At 50.7% G+C, this 18,312-nt stretch carries 16 protein-coding genes; 11 read left to right on the top strand and 5 right to left on the bottom strand.

Going from position 1 to position 18,312, the window contains the following annotated elements; translation table 11 throughout:
* Positions 1-48 precede the first annotated feature (48 nt).
* Positions 49-690, bottom strand: coding sequence for an MlaC/ttg2D family ABC transporter substrate-binding protein (locus tag NM686_RS01815; protein WP_269022246.1), 642 nt, complete (start codon positions 688-690; stop codon positions 49-51).
* Positions 691-827: 137 nt separating this feature from the next.
* Here NM686_RS01815 and hemB point away from each other — a divergent pair, with 137 nt between their 5' ends.
* The 7 genes from hemB (at position 828) to prlC (ending at position 9,340) form a co-directional block, all read left to right on the top strand.
* Positions 828-1,841 (top strand): porphobilinogen synthase, encoded by a 1,014-nt coding sequence (gene hemB, locus NM686_RS01810; RefSeq protein WP_269022244.1) that lies wholly within the window; start codon positions 828-830, stop codon positions 1,839-1,841.
* Positions 1,842-1,863: 22 nt separating this feature from the next.
* Positions 1,864-2,424 (top strand): hypothetical protein, encoded by a 561-nt coding sequence (locus tag NM686_RS01805; protein WP_255190242.1) that lies wholly within the window; start codon positions 1,864-1,866, stop codon positions 2,422-2,424.
* Complete coding sequence (gene aroE, locus NM686_RS01800) at positions 2,411-3,256, top strand: shikimate dehydrogenase (protein WP_255190241.1); 846 nt, start codon at positions 2,411-2,413, stop codon at positions 3,254-3,256. The genes NM686_RS01805 and aroE overlap by 14 nt, the downstream gene beginning before the upstream one ends.
* A gap of 74 nt (positions 3,257-3,330) precedes the next feature.
* Positions 3,331-4,611, top strand: coding sequence for an HDOD domain-containing protein (locus NM686_RS01795; RefSeq protein WP_255190240.1), 1,281 nt, complete (start codon positions 3,331-3,333; stop codon positions 4,609-4,611).
* A complete protein-coding gene (locus tag NM686_RS01790) occupies positions 4,611-5,906 on the top strand; it encodes an HDOD domain-containing protein (RefSeq protein ID WP_255190239.1) in 1,296 nt (431 codons plus the stop codon). The genes NM686_RS01795 and NM686_RS01790 overlap by 1 nt, the downstream gene beginning before the upstream one ends.
* Before the next feature lie 2 nt (positions 5,907-5,908).
* Positions 5,909-7,270: an HDOD domain-containing protein gene (locus NM686_RS01785; RefSeq protein ID WP_255190238.1), complete on the top strand. Its 1,362-nt coding sequence runs from the start codon at positions 5,909-5,911 to the stop codon at positions 7,268-7,270.
* Positions 7,271-7,300: 30 nt separating this feature from the next.
* Entirely contained in the window at positions 7,301-9,340 is a 2,040-nt protein-coding gene (gene prlC / locus NM686_RS01780; RefSeq protein WP_255190237.1) for an oligopeptidase A, read from the top strand.
* Between the two features lie 535 nt (positions 9,341-9,875).
* Here prlC and NM686_RS01775 read toward each other — a convergent pair.
* The 4 genes from NM686_RS01775 to amoC form a co-directional block, all read right to left on the bottom strand.
* On the bottom strand, positions 9,876-10,274 hold the full coding sequence (locus tag NM686_RS01775; RefSeq protein ID WP_255190236.1) for a hypothetical protein: 399 nt from the start codon (positions 10,272-10,274) through the stop codon (positions 9,876-9,878).
* 454 nt (positions 10,275-10,728) lie between these two features.
* Positions 10,729-11,973, bottom strand: a complete 1,245-nt coding sequence (amoB, locus tag NM686_RS01770; RefSeq protein ID WP_255190235.1) for a bacterial ammonia monooxygenase, subunit AmoB — start codon at positions 11,971-11,973, stop codon at positions 10,729-10,731.
* 92 nt (positions 11,974-12,065) lie between these two features.
* A complete protein-coding gene (gene amoA / locus NM686_RS01765; protein WP_255190234.1) occupies positions 12,066-12,815 on the bottom strand; it encodes a bacterial ammonia monooxygenase, subunit AmoA in 750 nt (249 codons plus the stop codon).
* A gap of 111 nt (positions 12,816-12,926) precedes the next feature.
* Positions 12,927-13,679, bottom strand: coding sequence for a bacterial ammonia monooxygenase, subunit AmoC (gene amoC / locus NM686_RS01760; protein ID WP_255190233.1), 753 nt, complete (start codon positions 13,677-13,679; stop codon positions 12,927-12,929).
* A gap of 285 nt (positions 13,680-13,964) precedes the next feature.
* Between amoC and NM686_RS01755 the strand changes: the two genes are divergently transcribed.
* The 4 genes from NM686_RS01755 (at position 13,965) to NM686_RS01740 (ending at position 18,259) form a co-directional block, all read left to right on the top strand.
* Positions 13,965-14,402: a hypothetical protein gene (locus tag NM686_RS01755; protein ID WP_255190232.1), complete on the top strand. Its 438-nt coding sequence runs from the start codon at positions 13,965-13,967 to the stop codon at positions 14,400-14,402.
* 208 nt (positions 14,403-14,610) lie between these two features.
* Positions 14,611-15,054: a nickel-responsive transcriptional regulator NikR gene (gene nikR, locus NM686_RS01750; protein ID WP_255190231.1), complete on the top strand. Its 444-nt coding sequence runs from the start codon at positions 14,611-14,613 to the stop codon at positions 15,052-15,054.
* A gap of 252 nt (positions 15,055-15,306) precedes the next feature.
* A complete protein-coding gene (locus tag NM686_RS01745) occupies positions 15,307-17,313 on the top strand; it encodes a TonB-dependent receptor (protein ID WP_255190230.1) in 2,007 nt (668 codons plus the stop codon).
* Positions 17,314-17,551: 238 nt separating this feature from the next.
* Entirely contained in the window at positions 17,552-18,259 is a 708-nt protein-coding gene (locus NM686_RS01740) for a DUF2490 domain-containing protein (RefSeq protein ID WP_255190229.1), read from the top strand.
* Positions 18,260-18,312: the final 53 nt, after the last annotated feature.

Below are 18,312 nucleotides of genomic sequence, written 5' to 3'. Positions count from 1 at the left end.
AAGAGAATCTCCCCGGTCTATATCAAAGCCGGGGAGCAAGAGAACATTTTAGGAATGATTGCTGGTAGAGAGCGCTTCGCTATTGCGTTTCGCCAATTGGTTGATGACTTCTTGCAGCGAACCCGTGCGCTCAACTTCGTTTTTAAAACTGGTCCGGTAGTTGGTCACCAAACTGACACCTTCTATCAAAATATCGTATACCTTCCATTCACCTTTGGTGTTAAGCATTCGATAATTCACCGCAATCGGCTGCAGACCCGGTTGCAAAATTTCGGTTTTCACCATGACTTTGCGTGGGTCCTCTTCCGGATTGATCGGCAAAAATCTGACCGACCATTCCTTGAATTCGACAAACGCTCTCGAATAGGTTCTGATCAAAAGCGTTTGAAATTCCCTTTTGAAAGCGTCTTTTTCGTCTGGCGACGCATCTTTCCAAAGCTTACCCAAAACCAACGAAGAGATTAGATCGAAATCGGCATGCGGATAAATCACCGAATGCACGAATTCGGTGATTTTTCGAAAATCCTTGGTGAAGCCAGGATCTTGCATGCGAACTTTCAACTGGCTGGAGGCGTCTTCAATGACTTTTTGCGGCTCCGTTAGCTCCGCCGCGGCGACGGCTTCGATCACCGAAGCATTTGCCAAAACACTAAATAAGAAAATGAGTACTATCTTTAAATGACGTTTCATGACTGTTGTTACCACCTCAAAACGTATCGCCGGCAAATCCAAACGCCCTTGTATCGATACACTGTTACAATAATTATGCAAATAATATCCAATCATTACGATTGAACTTACTCCAGAACACGCCTAACTATTTTACTATGGAAAAGATGTCACACCCTAACGACTTTTTCCCTGCCACTCGATTACGCAGAATGCGTTACCAAGCGTTTTCCCGCCGCCTGATGCGCGAAAATCGTTTATCGACCGATGACCTGATTTGCCCGTTATTCGTCATTGAAGGCCATAAGCAGCAACAGCCTGTAGCCTCCATGCCGGGCGTGTACCGCCTGTCACTGGACTTGCTACTGAAAGAAGCGGAAGTTTTATTGGACTTGGGCATTCCAGCCATCGCCTTATTCCCGGTTATCGATCCCCAACAGAAATCACTGGACGCCAGCGAGGCCTTCAATCCCGATGGATTGGCGCAACGTAGCATCAGAGCCTTGAAACAAGCATTCCCGGAACTGGGCGTCATCACCGATGTGGCCCTCGACCCCTTTACCTCGCATGGACAAGACGGCCTGCTGGACGCACAAGACTACGTGATCAACGACGAAACCGTCGCAGTGCTTTGCAGGCAAGCATTGTCCCACGCCGAAGCCGGCGCCGACATCGTCGCCCCGTCGGACATGATGGACGGCCGGATCGGCGCCATCCGCAAAACCCTGGAAAGCAATGGCCATATCAACACGCGCATCCTGGCCTATTCGGCCAAATACGCTTCGAGTTTCTATGGTCCATTCCGTGATGCGGTGGGCTCCGCCACCAATCTGGCCGGCGGCAATAAATACAGCTATCAAATGGACCCTGCCAACTCTGACGAGGCTTTGCGGGAAATTGCCTTGGATTTGCAGGAAGGCGCCGACATGATCATGGTCAAACCCGGCATGCCTTATTTGGACATCATCCGCCGCGCCAAGGACCAATTTGGTGTGCCAACTTTTGCCTACCAAGTCAGCGGCGAATATGCCATGCTAAAAGCCGCCGCACAAAACGGCTGGCTGGATGAAAGACAAGTCGTCATGGAATCGCTACTGGCATTCAAACGGGCCGGCTGCGATGCCATCTTGACTTATTTTGCCAAAAGCGCGGCTCAATGGCTCAATTCATAACCCTCTTTAGGATACCGTAACCATGTCAGAAGAAAACTCAGAAGACATCGAAGAGCTCTTCGTCGCCCCCCGTTATTTCGGGCTGGAACAAACCATCTTCATCGTGATGCTGCTTTTGTCGCTGATAGGCATGGTCGTTACCGACTTTTCCCGTCATGATGGCTATGGTTATTGGCTATTCATGGTCGTGGTGTTCGGCCTACTGTCGATCTTGGTTTCCTGGTTGCAATCCAAGACCGGTGAAATTGAGTTTGGCGAGATTGTCAAGGAACAAGCCTCGCATTGGCTGTTGACCCTTGTAATCGTCGGCGCGGCGTTTTTCATCCAAAAATCGGGGCAACTGACGGAAACCAGCGCCAGCCTGGTGATATTGCTGTTACTAGCCATGTCAACGATACTGGATGGCAGGCGGATAGGCTGGCAATTCATGTTGATAGGCTGCTATCTGGTTGCCAGCGCAATCATCATTGCCTATGTCGAAGCCTTCATCTGGATCTGTAGTGGATTGGGCGTGGCCGCGGTCATAGCCACCTTTCTTTGGCATAAATGGACACTCAAACATCGTGACAATGACAGCGCCTGATAACTATGCCGTTTTCGGCCATCCGATTAGCCATAGCAAATCCCCGCGCATTCACCGCCTGTTCGCCGAGCAGACGGCGCAAAACCTGAGCTATGTCGCCGAAGACGTACCGGCCGACAAATTCAAAGCCAGCGCGGAACATTTTTTCCAAAACGGCGGCAAAGGCTTGAACTGTACGGTGCCCTTAAAAGAGCTGGCATGGCAATATGCGGACTGCTTGACCGAGCGCGCCCGCCTGGGCAAAGCCGTCAACACGCTGGCAAAACAATCTGACGGCCTCATCCTTGGCGATAATACCGACGGTATCGGCTTGGTCAACGATCTGACCGTAAATCACCACATCGAACTGCACGCGAGCCGAATCCTGATTCTCGGCGCCGGCGGCGCTACCAGAGGCATTTTGGCGCCGATACTCGAACATCGGCCCAGCCAAATCACCATCGCCAATCGAACCCTCGACAAAGCCGAAACCATCGTCCACGAATTCGCTGATTTAGGTACATTGAGCAGCAGCGACTATCCCAGTCTCGGCCATCAACTGTTCGACTTGATCATCAACGCCACATCGGCCAGCCTCAGCGGCCAACTCCCCCCACTGCCGCCAGGCCTACTGGCGCCAAACGGTTGCTGCTACGACCTGGCCTACGGCAATCAACCCACGGCATTTGTACACTGGGGCATCGCGCAGCAGGCACGAAAGAGCTTGGACGGCTTGGGCATGCTTGTCGAACAGGCGGCCGAAGCATTTTATTTATGGCGTGGCGTTCGCCCGGAAACCCAGGAAGTGATCGCATTGCTCAACGAGGAGCGCGGCAGCCCGACCCCAGCTTGACGCTTGACCTTGGACTATAATGAGCGAGAATCGAACAAACATGCCGGGACTCAAAGCTCCAAACCTAGAATGACATGGCTTCAATAAAGGCGTTTTTCAACAAAGACCAGTCAGACACGCCCGGACCGCGTTTCGGCGATAAAGTATCGCCCGAAATTCTCGCCAAACTGTTTCCTGTCAGAACCTTCAGCGAAGAAATCAGACAAAGCTTTGCCGAGCAAAATCATGTGGAATTGATCTCCGCCGGCACCACGTTATTTACGATTGACTCGCCGGCGGATTGTGCGATTTATCTGATCAGCGGCATCATCAGCTTCACGGATCAAAACGGCAGAAGCTATGAGATCAAGGCTGACAGCGCTCAAGCCAAATTCCCCATTTGCAGCGGCGCCAAACACACAACCACGGCCGTTGCCCAGACCGACATCAGCATCCTCAAGGTTTCGCTGAACATCATGTCCACCTGCAATCGCTTTCAACACAGGGCGATAGAAATTCCGGAAAATGCTCGCGACAATCGTCTGCTGGCCCTATTCGTCGATCATTATCAAAATCACGAGCTCGAGGTGCCCTCACTGCCCGAAGTCGCATTGAAATTGCGCCAAGCCATAGAAAAAGACGTCAATCTTGAGGATGCCGTAAAAATCATTCAATTGGATCCGGTGATCTCCGCGAAACTGATCGAGGTCGCTAACTGCCCTTTGTATCTGACGGTCGTTCCGGCCAGAAATTGTCTGGAAGCAGTCAACCGCATAGGCCTGAACGCCACGCGCAATTTAGTCATCGCACTGAGCATCAGGCAAGTTTTTAAAAGCAAAGTGCCGCAAATCAAGCTCCGCCTCGAAAGACTGTGGAAGCAAAGCCTGTATCTATCGACCCTATGCCATGTACTGGCGGCTACCAGTCAACAAGCCAATCCCGAAGACGCTTTATTGGCTGGCTTGATATGCGATATTGGCGCAATCCCGTTCCTTAACTTCGCTGCCAATCTGCCCGCGGATTTCATCATCGAGGATGAAATCAAGCGGGCCTTGTCTCTGGTAAGCGGTGTGGTAGGCGCTACCGTACTGAAGGAATGGCAATTTGCGGATGAATTCATCGACGTTGCCTTGAACTCCAAAAACTGGTATCAAAACAGCACCAATGAATTATCGTTGACCGATATCGTGGTATTGGCGCGCTTACATGGCCTGATCGGCAAACACGGCAACGGCGAATTGCCGGCAATCACGGCCATTCCGGCGGCCAGCAAACTCAAGGGCATGGCATTATCCCCGGAAAACACCCTGTCGATCCTGCACGACGCCAAGGCAAAAATCCATGCCGCGCTAACCATCTTTTCCACTCGAGTCTGATGTTCTGGAAATTCTTCAAGTCACCCGCGGCTCCCAAGCAAGCGGAAACCCTCCCTCACAACGACTTGCCGCCCGCCCTGGCGCTCGATTTCTTGCAACAACTGATACCCATCGGCAAACTGCCTGCCGCCGAACTGCTTGCGCTAAACGCCTCACTACGCAGTTTCGAGCCAGGCCAAATCATTTTTAAACGCGGCGAAAGCACGGAGTCCCTGTCTTACCTTTACTCAGGCAATGTCTTCCTCGAGTCAGCCAACGGCAGCGGTTATAGCGTAGAAGAAAAAACCTTCAAAGCCTATTACCCGTTATCCGCCCATGCCGAGCATCAATTCAGCGCGATTGCCAAATCGCACAGCCAAATTGCATACCTGCCCTTGTCGGCATTACAACACGGCGCTCAAACAGCCTTGGTCAACAATCCGTTGATCAACGAGGATGACATCCCGCCGGGCCTGAGCAATAGCGAATTCTTCACCGGTTTTTGCGCCGCCTTTCGCCGGGACGACCTGCAAGTCCCTACGCTACCGGATGTAGCAATCAGGCTTCGCCGCGCATTGCAACAGGATATTGGCATAGCCGATGCCGCCAAAATCGTCAATCTCGACTCCGTCATCGCCTCCAAACTGATACAGGTCGCCAATAGCCCGCTGTACCGCGCGATAAATCCAATCTCGAATAGCCACGATGCGATAAACCGTCTAGGCCTGAGAACCACGCAAAACTTGGTCACCAGCATCAGCCTGCACAGCCTATTCCGCAGCAATAACAAACAACTGCATAATCGCGTACAACAGATTTGGAAGCAAAGCATTCAAGTCGCCAGCCTCAGCCACACCCTGGCCAACCTGACGCGCACAATCAATCCCGACGAAGCGCTTTTGGCCGGCTTAACGCACAATATCGGCGCCCTGCCGATCATTACCTATGCAGAAAACCTCAAAAGTACCCCTTATACCGAGCAAGACCTCGATGCAACATTGCTGGTCCTACAAGGCCTTGTGGGCAACTACATTCTAAAAAAATGGGCTTTCCCCGAGCATCTGCAACAAATCCCCAATCAGTCCAGTCACTGGTACCATGATGACAATCCGATTTTGCAGCCGGGCGACATCGTTCTATTGGCGCGTTTTCATGCGCTCCTCGGCGGCCCGAGCGGGCAAAAACTTCCCCCGTTACATACATTACCCGCCTTCACCAAGCTTGGCGAGCGCGCACTGACGCCGGACATGTCCTTGCAAGCATTACAGGAAGCCAAACAACAAATAGCCGAAGCCGTTAGTTTTTTTAGGTCCTAGCAATGAATTGGCTTGAAAAGATATTCCCAAGGACCAATACCGACACAGGTAAAACTCCGCCCATCCCACGGGCATTTGCCGCTCAAACCGGGGAAACGGCGGCGATCAAGCCCACTCGGCCGTTGATCGAATGCGAACAGAATCTGACCGTCGAACAATTGAAGCGCTTTGCTCCTTTGCGTGATCTCGATGAGCAAACGCTGACCAACCTCCCTCATGTCATGGCGCTTTATCCCAGAGACGCCACCGTATTCATTCGAGGCCAATCCTCTGACGCCGTTTATTATTTAATGGCGGGGCAACTGCAAATGCAGCCTGACAGCGAGGATAGTTACCAGGTCAAAGAAAGCACCGGCTTGGCGGCCCTCCCGTTAAACAGCGGCAAATCCTTCGGCGCCACGGCCATGGCACTGACAGAGGTCAGCATTCTTAAGATTTCCGCGGATTTGAACCGCCTTTGGACTCATCAACGGCAAGAAAATCTTTCCTGTATCGAACTGGTAGACCTGGAGTTACCCGAAGAGATCAGCAATCAGCATTTTTTCAACAGTTTTGCCCATGCCTATAGAGAAAACAGACTACGCCTGCCCTCATTGCCGAATGTCGCTTTCAAGCTGCAACGCGCGATGCTTCAGGATATTGGCATCCATGATGCCGTGGAAATCATCCAAGTCGAACCGGCCATCGTGGCCAAGCTGATTCAAGTGGCGAATTGCCCCTTATATGCCACCACGGTAGCAATCAATAATTGTCACGACGCCGTCAACCGTATTGGCCTGGATGCTACGCGCAATTTGGTGCTAAGCATCAGCATCAAACAGTTATTCAATTCCAAGGACCGCGAGTTGTTGAAAGGGATGCAAAAATTGTGGAAAAACAGCTTGTATGTTTCCAGCCTTTGCTTCGTATTGGCTCAGGAATGTAGCGACATCCCACCGGAAGACGCCTTACTGGCGGGTTTGATTTGCGACATTGGAGCTATCCCGTTGCTGCACTTTGCGGAACAATTTCCCGAACACTACCCCGACCTGGCGGAATTGGAAACCGCTTTCCCGTACCTGCGTGGCCCCGTCGGTTATTTGGTGTTACACACACTGGGTTTCTCCGCGAATCTCTGCAACATTCCCAATTTAGCCGAAGATTGGCATCACGACAGTGGCGATTGCCTCGGCATTGCCGACATCGTGATTCTGGCAAAATTGCACAGTTATTTCGGCAACCAGCAAGCCAGGGATCTGCCGTATATCAACTCGGTTCCCGCTTACGCCAAAATCAGCGAGGGCAAACTCGACCCAGACTTTTCGCTGGCTATTTTGCGCAAGGCGCACGACAGGATCGATGCCGTCATGCGTTTGCTATCCTAATTCTTTTCCTTCAATACAGCGTCGACACCCATGACCAATCCACTGCTAGAAGACACCGAACTGCCACAATTTTCCAAAATCTTGCCGGAACATGTGGAACCCGCCATCGATCAACTGCTGGCCGATGCGCGCCAAACCATCGCGCGGCAATTGCATTCCGGCGGCCCTTATTCCTGGCAAAACCTGGTAGAGCCGATCGAAAATGCCGAAGATCGCCTGAACAAGGCCTGGTCGCCCGTCAGCCACATGAATTCGGTAGTCAACAGCGACGCGATGCGCGACGCTTATAACGCCTGTCTCGGCAAACTTAGCGAATACGCCACCGAAGTCGGACAGAACAGGGCACTGTTTGAAGCCTATCAAGCCATCCGCAATAGCCCCGCGTTTTCCTCCCTCGACCGTGCACAACAAAAAATCATAGACAATGCATTGCGTGATTTTCATTTGTCCGGCGTCGATCTTCCCGCCGAGCAACAAGTCCGCTTCAAGGACATCAGCCAGCAGTTATCGAAGCTCTCCAGCCAATACGAGGAGAATTTGCTCGATGCCACCAATGCCTGGAGCAAATTACTAACCAACGCCGAAGATTTGGCGGGCCTGCCGGAATCAGCCTTGATTCAAGCCGAACAAGCCGCAACGAATGAGGGCAAGCAAGGCTGGTTGATCAACCTGCAATTTCCATCCTATCTGGCCGTGATGACCTACGCCGACAATCGCGAACTACGCCGGGAGCATTACGAAGCCTTTTCGACCCGTGCCTCCGATCAAGGTCCGAATGCCGGTAAATGGGACAATTCCGAAATCATGGAGAAAATCCTCGCGCTACGCCACGAAAAGGCGCAATTGCTGGGTTTCGCCAACTATGCCGAATACTCTCTGGCAACCAAGATGGCGGAAAACACCCATGAAGTAATCGCGTTTCTGGAGGATCTGGCGGACAAATCCTGGCGTCAAGCGCGCCGCGACCTTGCCGAATTAAAGGCGTTCGCGGCCGACGAGCATGGCTTGCATGACTTACAAGCCTGGGACATTGGTTATTATTCCGAAAAAATGCGCCAGCATTTTTACCAACTATCGCAAGAGGAAGTAAAAGCCTATTTTCCGGTCAATCGCGTGCTTCCCGGCCTGTTTGCGATTGTCGAAAAGCTATATGGCTTGAACATTCGTGAAATCACGGATTTCGACGCCTGGCATCCCGATGTGCACTTCTTCGAAATCAAAGACCAGCATGACCAACTGCGCGGGCGTTTTTACCTAGACTTATACGCGCGCGGCAAAAAACGCGGCGGCGCCTGGATGGATGATTGCATTAGCCGCAAAAAATTGGCCGATGGCGTGCAAATTCCGGTTGCCTATCTGGTTTGCAACTTTACGCCACCGGCTGGCGGTGAACCTGCCCTACTGACCCACGACGAAGTGCAGACGCTATTTCACGAATTCGGCCACGGCCTGCATCACATGCTGACGCAAGTTGACTATCTTGGCGTTTCCGGCATTAGCGGCGTGGAATGGGATGCGGTAGAACTCCCGAGTCAGTTCATGGAAAACTGGTGCTGGGAAAAAGAGGCGCTGACGCTGATTTCCGGTCATTACCAAACCGGCGAAGCGCTGCCGGATGCGCTGTTTGACAAGATGCTGGCCGCCAAAAACTTCCAGGCTGGCATGCTGATGGTGCGTCAACTCGAATTCAGCCTGTTCGATTTCAAAATCCATCTCGATTACGACCCAGCCAAAGGCGGCCGCATCTACCAAATCCTGCAGCAAATCCGAGATCAAGTTGCCGTGGTCAAGGTGCCTGAGTTCAACCGTTTCGCTCATAGTTTTTCGCACATTTTTGCGGGCGGTTACGCGGCGGGTTATTACAGCTACAAGTGGGCGGAGGTTTTATCGGCGGACGCCTTCTCGTTATTCGAAGAAAAAGGCATCTTCGACCGCGCGACGGGAGCATCCTTCCTGCATAATATTTTGGAGCAAGGCGGCAGTAACGACGCGATGACATTGTTCAAAAACTTTCGTGGCCGTGACCCCAATATCGATGCACTGCTCAGACATAACGGCATTGCGGCTTAGCATTTTGCTCCAAATAAGCTGACAACATTAACAAGCATCATCTCGGCAAATAACTGCATTTTGTGGGAGCGCCGCCTTCGTAGCGACGAGAGCGTCACTCCTACGCTAACTTCCAAGCAAAAACAGCAGTCGCCCACGAAAAGCACGCGATACACGAGAATCTTCAGGAATCATGACCGTTATGCGTTCACTGATAGAGGGCCGTAATTTATGCTGGCAAGGAATATGTGGGAAATAATCTCGGCATTGGTAAGTGCGAATTCATTCGCACTGTACGGATAAATCCGCACCTATACCGAATACTTGCATAGGTTTTCCTGTTCATCCTGGAAAAATCATTGGGTCCACGAAACACACGAAAATCACGAAAAGTGGCAAACAGTTTTCATCCTAAAGATCTGCACAGAACAGGCAAATCGATAAGTGTTCATAGCACAATGATTTCTTTCGTGCTTTTCGTGAACTACTGATATTTTTAGGTTCATTCCTAACTGTTTGAAATTTTGGTGATTAACGCTTTTCCAGGATCGACGTCCTATTTGTGCATTTGCTCTTCTTCACTGGTGACCAAACCCGAGACGCAATCGACCATGCTCTCCGCATAGTTTCGATGAGCGTCCGCCAAGTCCTTGGCTGAACCAAACGTCTCCCGCAACTCGTCCAGCGTTTGCTTTGGGTCTTTAGCATCGTATAAATTCAACATCATGGCATAGTTTTGATAAGCTTTCCGCCGTTCTGGATCAAATGCGATGAAACCCGGCATTTTTTTTGACGATGTCTCGACTATACACTTGACCATTATTTCAGGATCGATTTTGTAGTCTTGCACATCTTTATCGTTAGCCACTTGCTTGGCTACGGCTTGTTCGTATTCTCCTTTCTCCGCACATCCGGCAACAAATATGGCTAATATCACTAATAAAACTTTTTTCATTTTTGGCGCACTTTGGGTTGATTTCGTTCGAAATGGTTTAATTCTCGTCGCTATGTACATTGGTTGTCAAAGCCGTTCTTCTCGCAGTCAGGATTTTGTTGGCGGGGTGAACTTTTCCAAAACCCTTTTCATCTTGGCTGTTTCGTAAAAACCCACTAGTTCCTTTTCGTTGGAGCATCCCCAAACTTCATCACTTCGTGCCGGCCTTCTCCCCATCTGAAAGAACCTTTACGTCAGTATCTACTACCTGAATAGCTTCGCTTCCAGTTCGTTCAGTCAAGCCCATCGTTTTTGCGGAAACATGCCGCGACTTGATTTATCTTTGACTAGGTCATTAACAACGATGAGTTCATTGATTTATCTTCAATATCTCAAGGCTAAAAAAAAGCCCCCGCTCCCCGAAGGCAGCGGAGGCTTCCCTCCTATTCTAAGATGTTATCCTAGAATTCTTTCATTAGATGAAAGTTGGGATCAGAGGAGCGTCAACCATAGTCATTTGACGGTTGCCGTTTTCGTCCCAGAAGAACATCAGACCTGCGAAGCGGCTGTCTGGGTCATAGATCAAGTCAGCCAGACGATATACTTCCCAAGCAGCGTCAGAAGCTGTAACTTCAACAGTACGAGTCTCACCTGGAGCAATCGGGCTGTTGTCGCTAACAGACAAACCATCTTCAGCCAACAAGTCATCTGGATAACCGGTTTCGTCTTCATGAACAGAAGAGTCCAAGAAACGAACGCCAGCAGTGTTGAACTCACCCAAACGAACAGCTGAGTCACCATTGTTGGTGATGGTCAGAGTCATTTGCATAGCACGACCTGGCACACGGTAGGTAGCGTCATCAACTTTGACAGAAACAGTAGCTTCCGGCATTTGATAAGGCTTCATACCACGCAACAAACCAGCTTGCAGAGGAGTGGTTACGGGGTATTTTTCGTTGGTTGCGCCCATGGAAGCAGCAACGATAACCAGAGTACCAACACCGAAGATCATGCCAACTTTTTTGTCGCCAGCAGAGATCAAAGAGTCTGCTTTACCAGTGCTAACAGCGATGTGACGTGGAACAAAGATTGGACGTTTGATCCAGAAAATCACCCAAGCAAGGGCAATGGCAAACCATACTGCGTGCCAGAAGTAAACGTTGTCCAGCGCGTAGTCTTCGAGGTCGATCGTTTGGCCAGTCAGAGTAGTAACTGGGTTAACGAAATCGCTCATTTTACCAGTAATGGTTACCCATTTACCTGGTCCAATGATAGGACCACCGCCTTGAACGTTCATCATGGTGTGAACGTGCCAGTCGCCTGGGCGACGTGCTTTCAACAGTACTTTAAACTCGTAAGTTTCGCCCAGTTCCAAAGATACAGAACGAGGAACCAATTGACCACCGATCCAAGAACCTGCACGGATAAATACAGGACCAGGAATACCGATGTTCAAGAAAGAAACTTCTGGTTTATCAACAGTTTCAGGCCATCCAGCGAAAACGTGGAATTTACCGGAAATTGTCATGGTATCGTTTACAGCAACTTCATCGGCTGACCAGTTCAAGTCAAACCAGTGAATGGTACGCATACGCATGAAAGCCGCTTGAGACTTTTCACCGTGAGCAGATGCTGTTGGAGCGTAGAACATCGCTGCTGTCATAGTGATCAGCAGTGCGACAAAGGACAGTTTTGCAACTCTGTCTTTAATTATTTTCATATTTCCTCCTCTATTACTAGAGAATTTGTAATTAAGATCTTCTGGCAATCTACTGCAAGTCATGCCAGCCGTCATTTTTCTCAAATCTTCAATTAAGAAGCATCGTCGGCGATGAAGTCGGTTTTTGAGAACCAACGGCCGAAGAAGTGCCACAAGAAGTAAATGATGATAGAAACGAAGCCGGAGAAGAACGCTGATACAGGAGCAACGTCTTTACCGAAAGTTCTCAATGTACCTTTCTCTACCATACGGATGTACTCAGGTGTACCGGTACGAACATAGTGGTAACCTTGCAAGTCAGCCAGAGTCATCATCATGCCGTTGTATTCAACAGGAACGTGCAGAGGAGCAATGATTGGCCAGTTGCCTGGGTAGAACAACAAACCATAAGCCAAACCACCAACAACAGCGGTCAGGGTCATGCTGTTACCCAACATCAGGATTACGTCCAGAACGATAGCGCCTGGCAGCAAGTTTGATGGGAATACAAAATTCACTGGGAAGTATGTCCAACCCCAGAAATTCAAATATCTGTTGATCCATTCACCGACCATCAGGGCAATAACCGACAAGGTTGCACCCACAGGCAAACGGTATCTCCACCATAAGCAAGCTTGAACAGCCGCAGGGAAAGTAATAGAAACGATAGGAGCTACGGTTACCCATAGACGCCTATCTTTCCAGTCAGTCCAGAAGTCCCAGTCACCACCAGTCAACATATAGTGAATGTGATAACCGCCCAGAACCGCTGTGAACAGTGTAAAAAGAATCATCCAGTCAAACGTACGGGAAACTTGTACCGCTTCCGCACGAGAACGTACAGCTGATTGAGATGCGCTCATTAGCTTACCTCCTAAAGAATTAAAATTATATTTTTTGTTACTTTCCCTTTATCTTGCCCCGCCTAGACGGGGCAAGAAAGGAGATAGTATTTTACTTTTAGACTTAAGCGATTAAGCCAGGTCTTTTTTCAGCAATTTGGCAATTGCCATAACTTCGGTATTCAACACACCCAGAATACCCAGAGCAGCCCAACCAAAGAATACGAAACCGTAGTGCAATGGAGCAACGAACAACTCTTCCATAAACCAGAATGTGTGACCCCATTCGTTCAAACCAACGTTTGGCAGAATCATGAACGGACCAATAACAACAACCAAATACATCAAATGCAGACCTTCTTGATAGGTAGGCAGTCTGGTTTTAGCGTACATGAAAGAAGCTGTGCCAGTGATGATGTAAATTGGGTATGACAGGTAAAATTCGATGATGTGACTTGGAGTAAAGTCAGTATCACGAACGATGGTTTGATGCCAAGTACCGTCTTGCTCGGTGAAGTAAGAAGCACCCCAGTAGATTGCCCAACCGTAGCAAACCAACCATGTCCAGTGTGTGAAATGACGACGCAGTTCTTCACGTGGAGTGATTGACATTACTTTGCGATCACGGGTTTTCCAGATGTAACCGTTGATACCTGCGAACAGGACAACTTCGGCTACGATCTCGATGTACAGCATGTTCATCCAGTATGTTTCAAACTCTGGAGCAAATGAGTCCAGACCAGCTGACCAGCCGTAGACGCCTTCGTACCAACGAATGAAAGAATAGAAAACCAGATACAGCAAAACGCCTAGTGTCAGGTTTCTTTTGTTTAAAAGCGGTGCTTCCGCAGCATCAGCCTTAACTGATTCAGTTGTAGCAGCCATTTCTACCTCCTAAAAGATTTAAAAATCCCCGGATAAGCCGGGAGTTCTTTGTTTTTTCCTGTTATACCGAATCACCCGATTTCGGATGATCCACCCACCTCCCTGAGAGTGCGAGGGAGTCTACCACCACAAGATTCCTTGTCAAGACAATATTGAGATTTTTCCAAATCTTCTTTCGACCCGCCATTTCCGCTCGTTAATCGCTTAACGCAGCCAATAATTTTTTTGCTAGAATTCTCGAAGAGTTAGCATATTTTTTTGCCATCACATCCACCGAACCGAGTCATGAAACCAAAGAAACTAATCCTGTTGGCCGTCGGCCTCATTCTGTTATATTCATTGCAAAGCAAGGTCGTTCAGCCGATATTGCTCGAGATTGCCGCATCTGACTTGTTTTTAGTTGAAAGCAAAGACGAAGCCAATCCCATGCCGATTTCGAACGACATGACTGCCCTTGCGTTTACTCAGTGCAACAGCTACATCAACAGCAAGCTGGATTCCGACACCACGATCTCTTTTCCCAGCCAACCGACAAATGCATGGAGCATTGGCAATTATGAATACATCATCAATGCCGAAGTAGAGCTATCCAGCAAAGACGCTCCCAACGCGGTTCATCACTATGTCTGCCGCATTCAATACTCCAACGGCGATGACCTTGCCGGCGCCTCGGACATTAACAACTGGTCCATCGAAGGCCTGACCGGTCTACCCGATCTCTAACCCTCATCACCGATTGCCGCATGGATATTGGCCACGCACAACCTGCCCATATCCATGCTTACGCCAATACCCTATCAACTGGCGCAGGCGAATCCAGTCTTCCCTGCCCGCCTAAACCGCCTTTTTCCTACGCAGTCATTCGACCGGAGACGAGCGAAGTTCACGTTATAATCCAGGGCTTTGAACCGATAAACGAGTCAAGCCGACCATGGAACGCTTTACCATTTCTCTCAGCGATGAACTTGCCGCAAACTTTGACGCCTGGATTCAAGCGCGCGGCTATGTCAATCGATCCGAAGCCGTGCGTGATTTGCTACGCAAGGAAATCGAGTCAGAGCGACTGACCAGCGACCAGGCCACTCATTGTGTCGCCAGCTTTTCCTACGTTTACAACCATCATGAGCGCAGGCTGGCAGAACGCCTAACCCAGCTTCAGCACGATGCTCACGACCTCGTGGTCTGTTCGACGCATGTTCACCTAGACCACCATGAATGTCTCGAGTCGCTGTTTTTGAGAGGAGAAACCCAAGCCGTTCGTGGCTTTGTTGAGCGAATTTCAGCCGAATCGGGCGTTCGCCACAGCGCGGTTAATTGGGTCCCCGCAAACCTCGCAGCGACAGATTTACACACTCATTTTCATCCCTTGACCTGAAGCCCCCTCCTCCCCAAGACGCGTCCCGGGCGCCTTGCGCAAGAACCTGCCGCCCATGTATGATGTATTTTAAAATCATCATACGCCGACGCCTGGCCTGCCTTGGTGTTGCGCCATTCTTTTACGCAGCCGCTTGGGGATGATATGCACCGCCAGGACAAAACAACAAACCCTTTAGTTGGCATATACATTGCTTTAATACTGAACATTCCCCCTGCGCACGCGCGCTCGATAAATTCTGAACTAGAAGAATTGGCGCCCGTCGAGGTCGCGGATGGACGCGGCAAGAATCTGCTTGGCGCCGCTGATTCGGCATCTCAAGGCGAAATCAGTCAGGCGCAATTCGAATACCGCCCGCTTTCGCGCAATGGCGAACTGATAGAAGTCATTCCTGGCGCCATAGCTACCCAGCACAGCGGCTCCGGCAAGGCCAATCAATATTTCTTGCGCGGCTTCAATCTGGACCACGGCACCGACTTTACGACCTTCGTCGACGGCATCCCGATGAACATGCCCACTCACGCGCATGGCCAGGGTTACATGGACCTGAGCAGCATCATCCCTGAGTTGGTGGAAAAAATCGAATACGGCAAAGGGCCTTATTATGCGGAGGTCGGCGATTTTGCGGCGGCCGGCCACGCCAAAATGACCACGATGAGCCGTTTGAAAGCAGGTGGCATCGCCAAATTTAGCGCTGGTCAATACGACTATTACCGTGGCTTGCTTGCCCATTCAAACCCGCTTGGCGGCGGCGACCTGCTTTATGCGGGCGAATTCAATCTCTACGATGGCGTGTGGGACGTACCGGAAGATAGCAAACGCTTCAACGGCTTGCTGAAATACAGCCTGGACCGGCAGGACTGGGGGCTATCTATCGACGGCAAGGCTTATACCAACAGCTGGGTCGCCACCAACCAGATACCTCAGGCAGCCATCGCTAGCGGCGCGATCGGCTTATATGGTTCGATGGCCCCGTCGGACGGCGGCACGAGCAACCGCTACAGCCTGTCGAGCAATGTCTGGCAACAGGGAAGCCATTGGAAGAACACCGCCAACATCTACGCGCTGTATAGCGACCTGAATCTGTACTCCAACTTTAGCGGATTCACGCGGGGCGAGGAAGGAGACCAGATTTTGCAAACCGAGCGCCGCGTGCAAACGGGGACCCATGCCGAACATATCCGTTATCAAAAAATATTCGGTTTCGCGATGGACAACAGCATCGGCTTGCAATTTCGCCATGACCAGATCATGGGTCTTGGGCTTTATGAAACCCGGAACCGACAAACCCTTAGACCGATCAGCAATAGCGATGTCGGCGTCACCACCGTTGGCGCCTACCTGAAAAACCAGACCCATTGGCACGACAAGGTTCGCAGCATCATCGGCGGTCGCGCCGACTTTATCAACAATGACGTCAGAGTGCGCAGCACCGGCAGCGGCGATGCCGGCGTGAACGCCGCCAATTCAGGCAATCGCGGCAAAGTGATGTTAAGCCCCAAAGCAGGCCTGGTGCTGGGGCCTTGGTACGATACCGAGTTTTTCGTTAATGGCGGCTATGGCTATCACTCCAATGACGCCCGCGGCACAACCTTGCGCGTAAACCCGGTGGATGGCAGCCCGGCCGTAGATGACAACGGCCTCTCGACGGCCCGCATCACGCCGGCCGCCTGGTCGCGCGGCGGCGAAGCAGGTTTGCGCAACAACCTCATTCCCGGCTTGAACAGCACTTTTACCGTATGGTGGCTGCAATCCAGCCAGGAATTGGTGTTCGTCGGCGATGAAGGCACCACCGAGGCCAATCGCAAATCCAATCGCTACGGTTTTGAATTTACCAACTACTACCAACCGACAGACTGGTTGACGCTGGATGCGGACTACGCATTGACAACCGCCGAATATGCCGATGACAAGAGCCATGTGCCCAACTCGGTCGGCCGCGTCATCAGTACCGGCGCAACGTTCATGGCGCCCAACGGCCTATTCGGCACCCTGCGCTTCCGGCATTTTGGTCATATGCCATTGGATGAGGCCGGTAATTTTTGGTCAGGCGATACCAATATCGTTAATCTGGGCGCCGGCCTCAAACAAAAACAATACAAGCTCGAAATCGATATTTTCAATATCCTGGGTTCCGAAAGCAACGATATCGCTTACGCCTACGCTTACAGCTACCCAGGAATTTCGTCCGACGAAGGCATTTTGCAGCACCCCGTCGAACCCCGCATGATCCGCGGCACCATCACCGTCAATTTTTGATAACACCCCTAGAGACCAGCATCATCCCAATCCTATGGCGAAAACCTGTCGCCTAAAGCCATAGCCGCCGGCAACAGTGACGAAGCTATTGGAAGAACGACAAAAATCTGCGAGTATTTGGCCAAAATTACGCTAAGCTTGCTCGCGCTCGCATCCATAGCGCCCGGATTGGCATCGGCATGCTTCGCCGCCGAGTCCCTATTCATTCTCAAATCCGCAACTCAACGTTAAGTCAATCATGCGAAAAAATCTTATAGCCTTGCCACTATTGGCCGGATTGTCCGTTAGCACCAGCCCAAGTCAGGCTGGCCCTGTCAAGGATGATTGGGGCATGTGGCTAAGCAACACCTATCAGACCGACTTTGGCGGCAGCCCCTATCTAGCATTTCTGGAACTGGCGCCTCGCACCAAAAACGATAACAACGATTTCAGCCAGGTCATCGTCCGGCCGCTGGTGGGATACAAGGTCACACAGAAACTGCAGCTTTGGCTCGGCTATACCTGGCAAGGCGAATATAACGATCAGACCGATTTTGAATTGGCCACTAATGATTTCATGCAGCAACTGCAGTGGATCGATAACTGGACGCCGCAACTGAACTTTCAATACCGATTCCGCCTGGAACAACGATTTTTTGCCCATGAAAGCGATGCCGGCCACCGCATGCGGCATCGATTCCGTTTCGTCTATACGCTACCAGACAGCAAAGCTTATTTGATCGGTATCGACGAGTTGTTCGTGTATTTCAATTCGCTGAACGACAGCCGCATGGAACATTCGGTGCAAGCCGGGATCAATCAAAACCGCACCTATGTGGGCGTTGGCTACAAGTTGACCCCGCAACTCAATATCGATACGGGTTATCAGTTGCAGTACGTGAACAATTTCGGCACCCCGGATTTGATCAACCACGTCTGGCTGACCAACGTCAACGTAAATTTTTAAATCCGCCGGACTTTGGGCATAAAAAAGGGGCGAAGTCTTCGCCCCTTTTTGAG

Source organism: Methylomonas rapida, assembly GCF_024360925.2.
In the GTDB taxonomy this organism is placed as follows: Bacteria; Pseudomonadota; Gammaproteobacteria; order Methylococcales; family Methylomonadaceae; genus Methylomonas; species Methylomonas rapida.
Note: the sequence above shows the minus strand (reverse complement) of the source record. Positions and strands in the feature narration are given on the sequence as shown.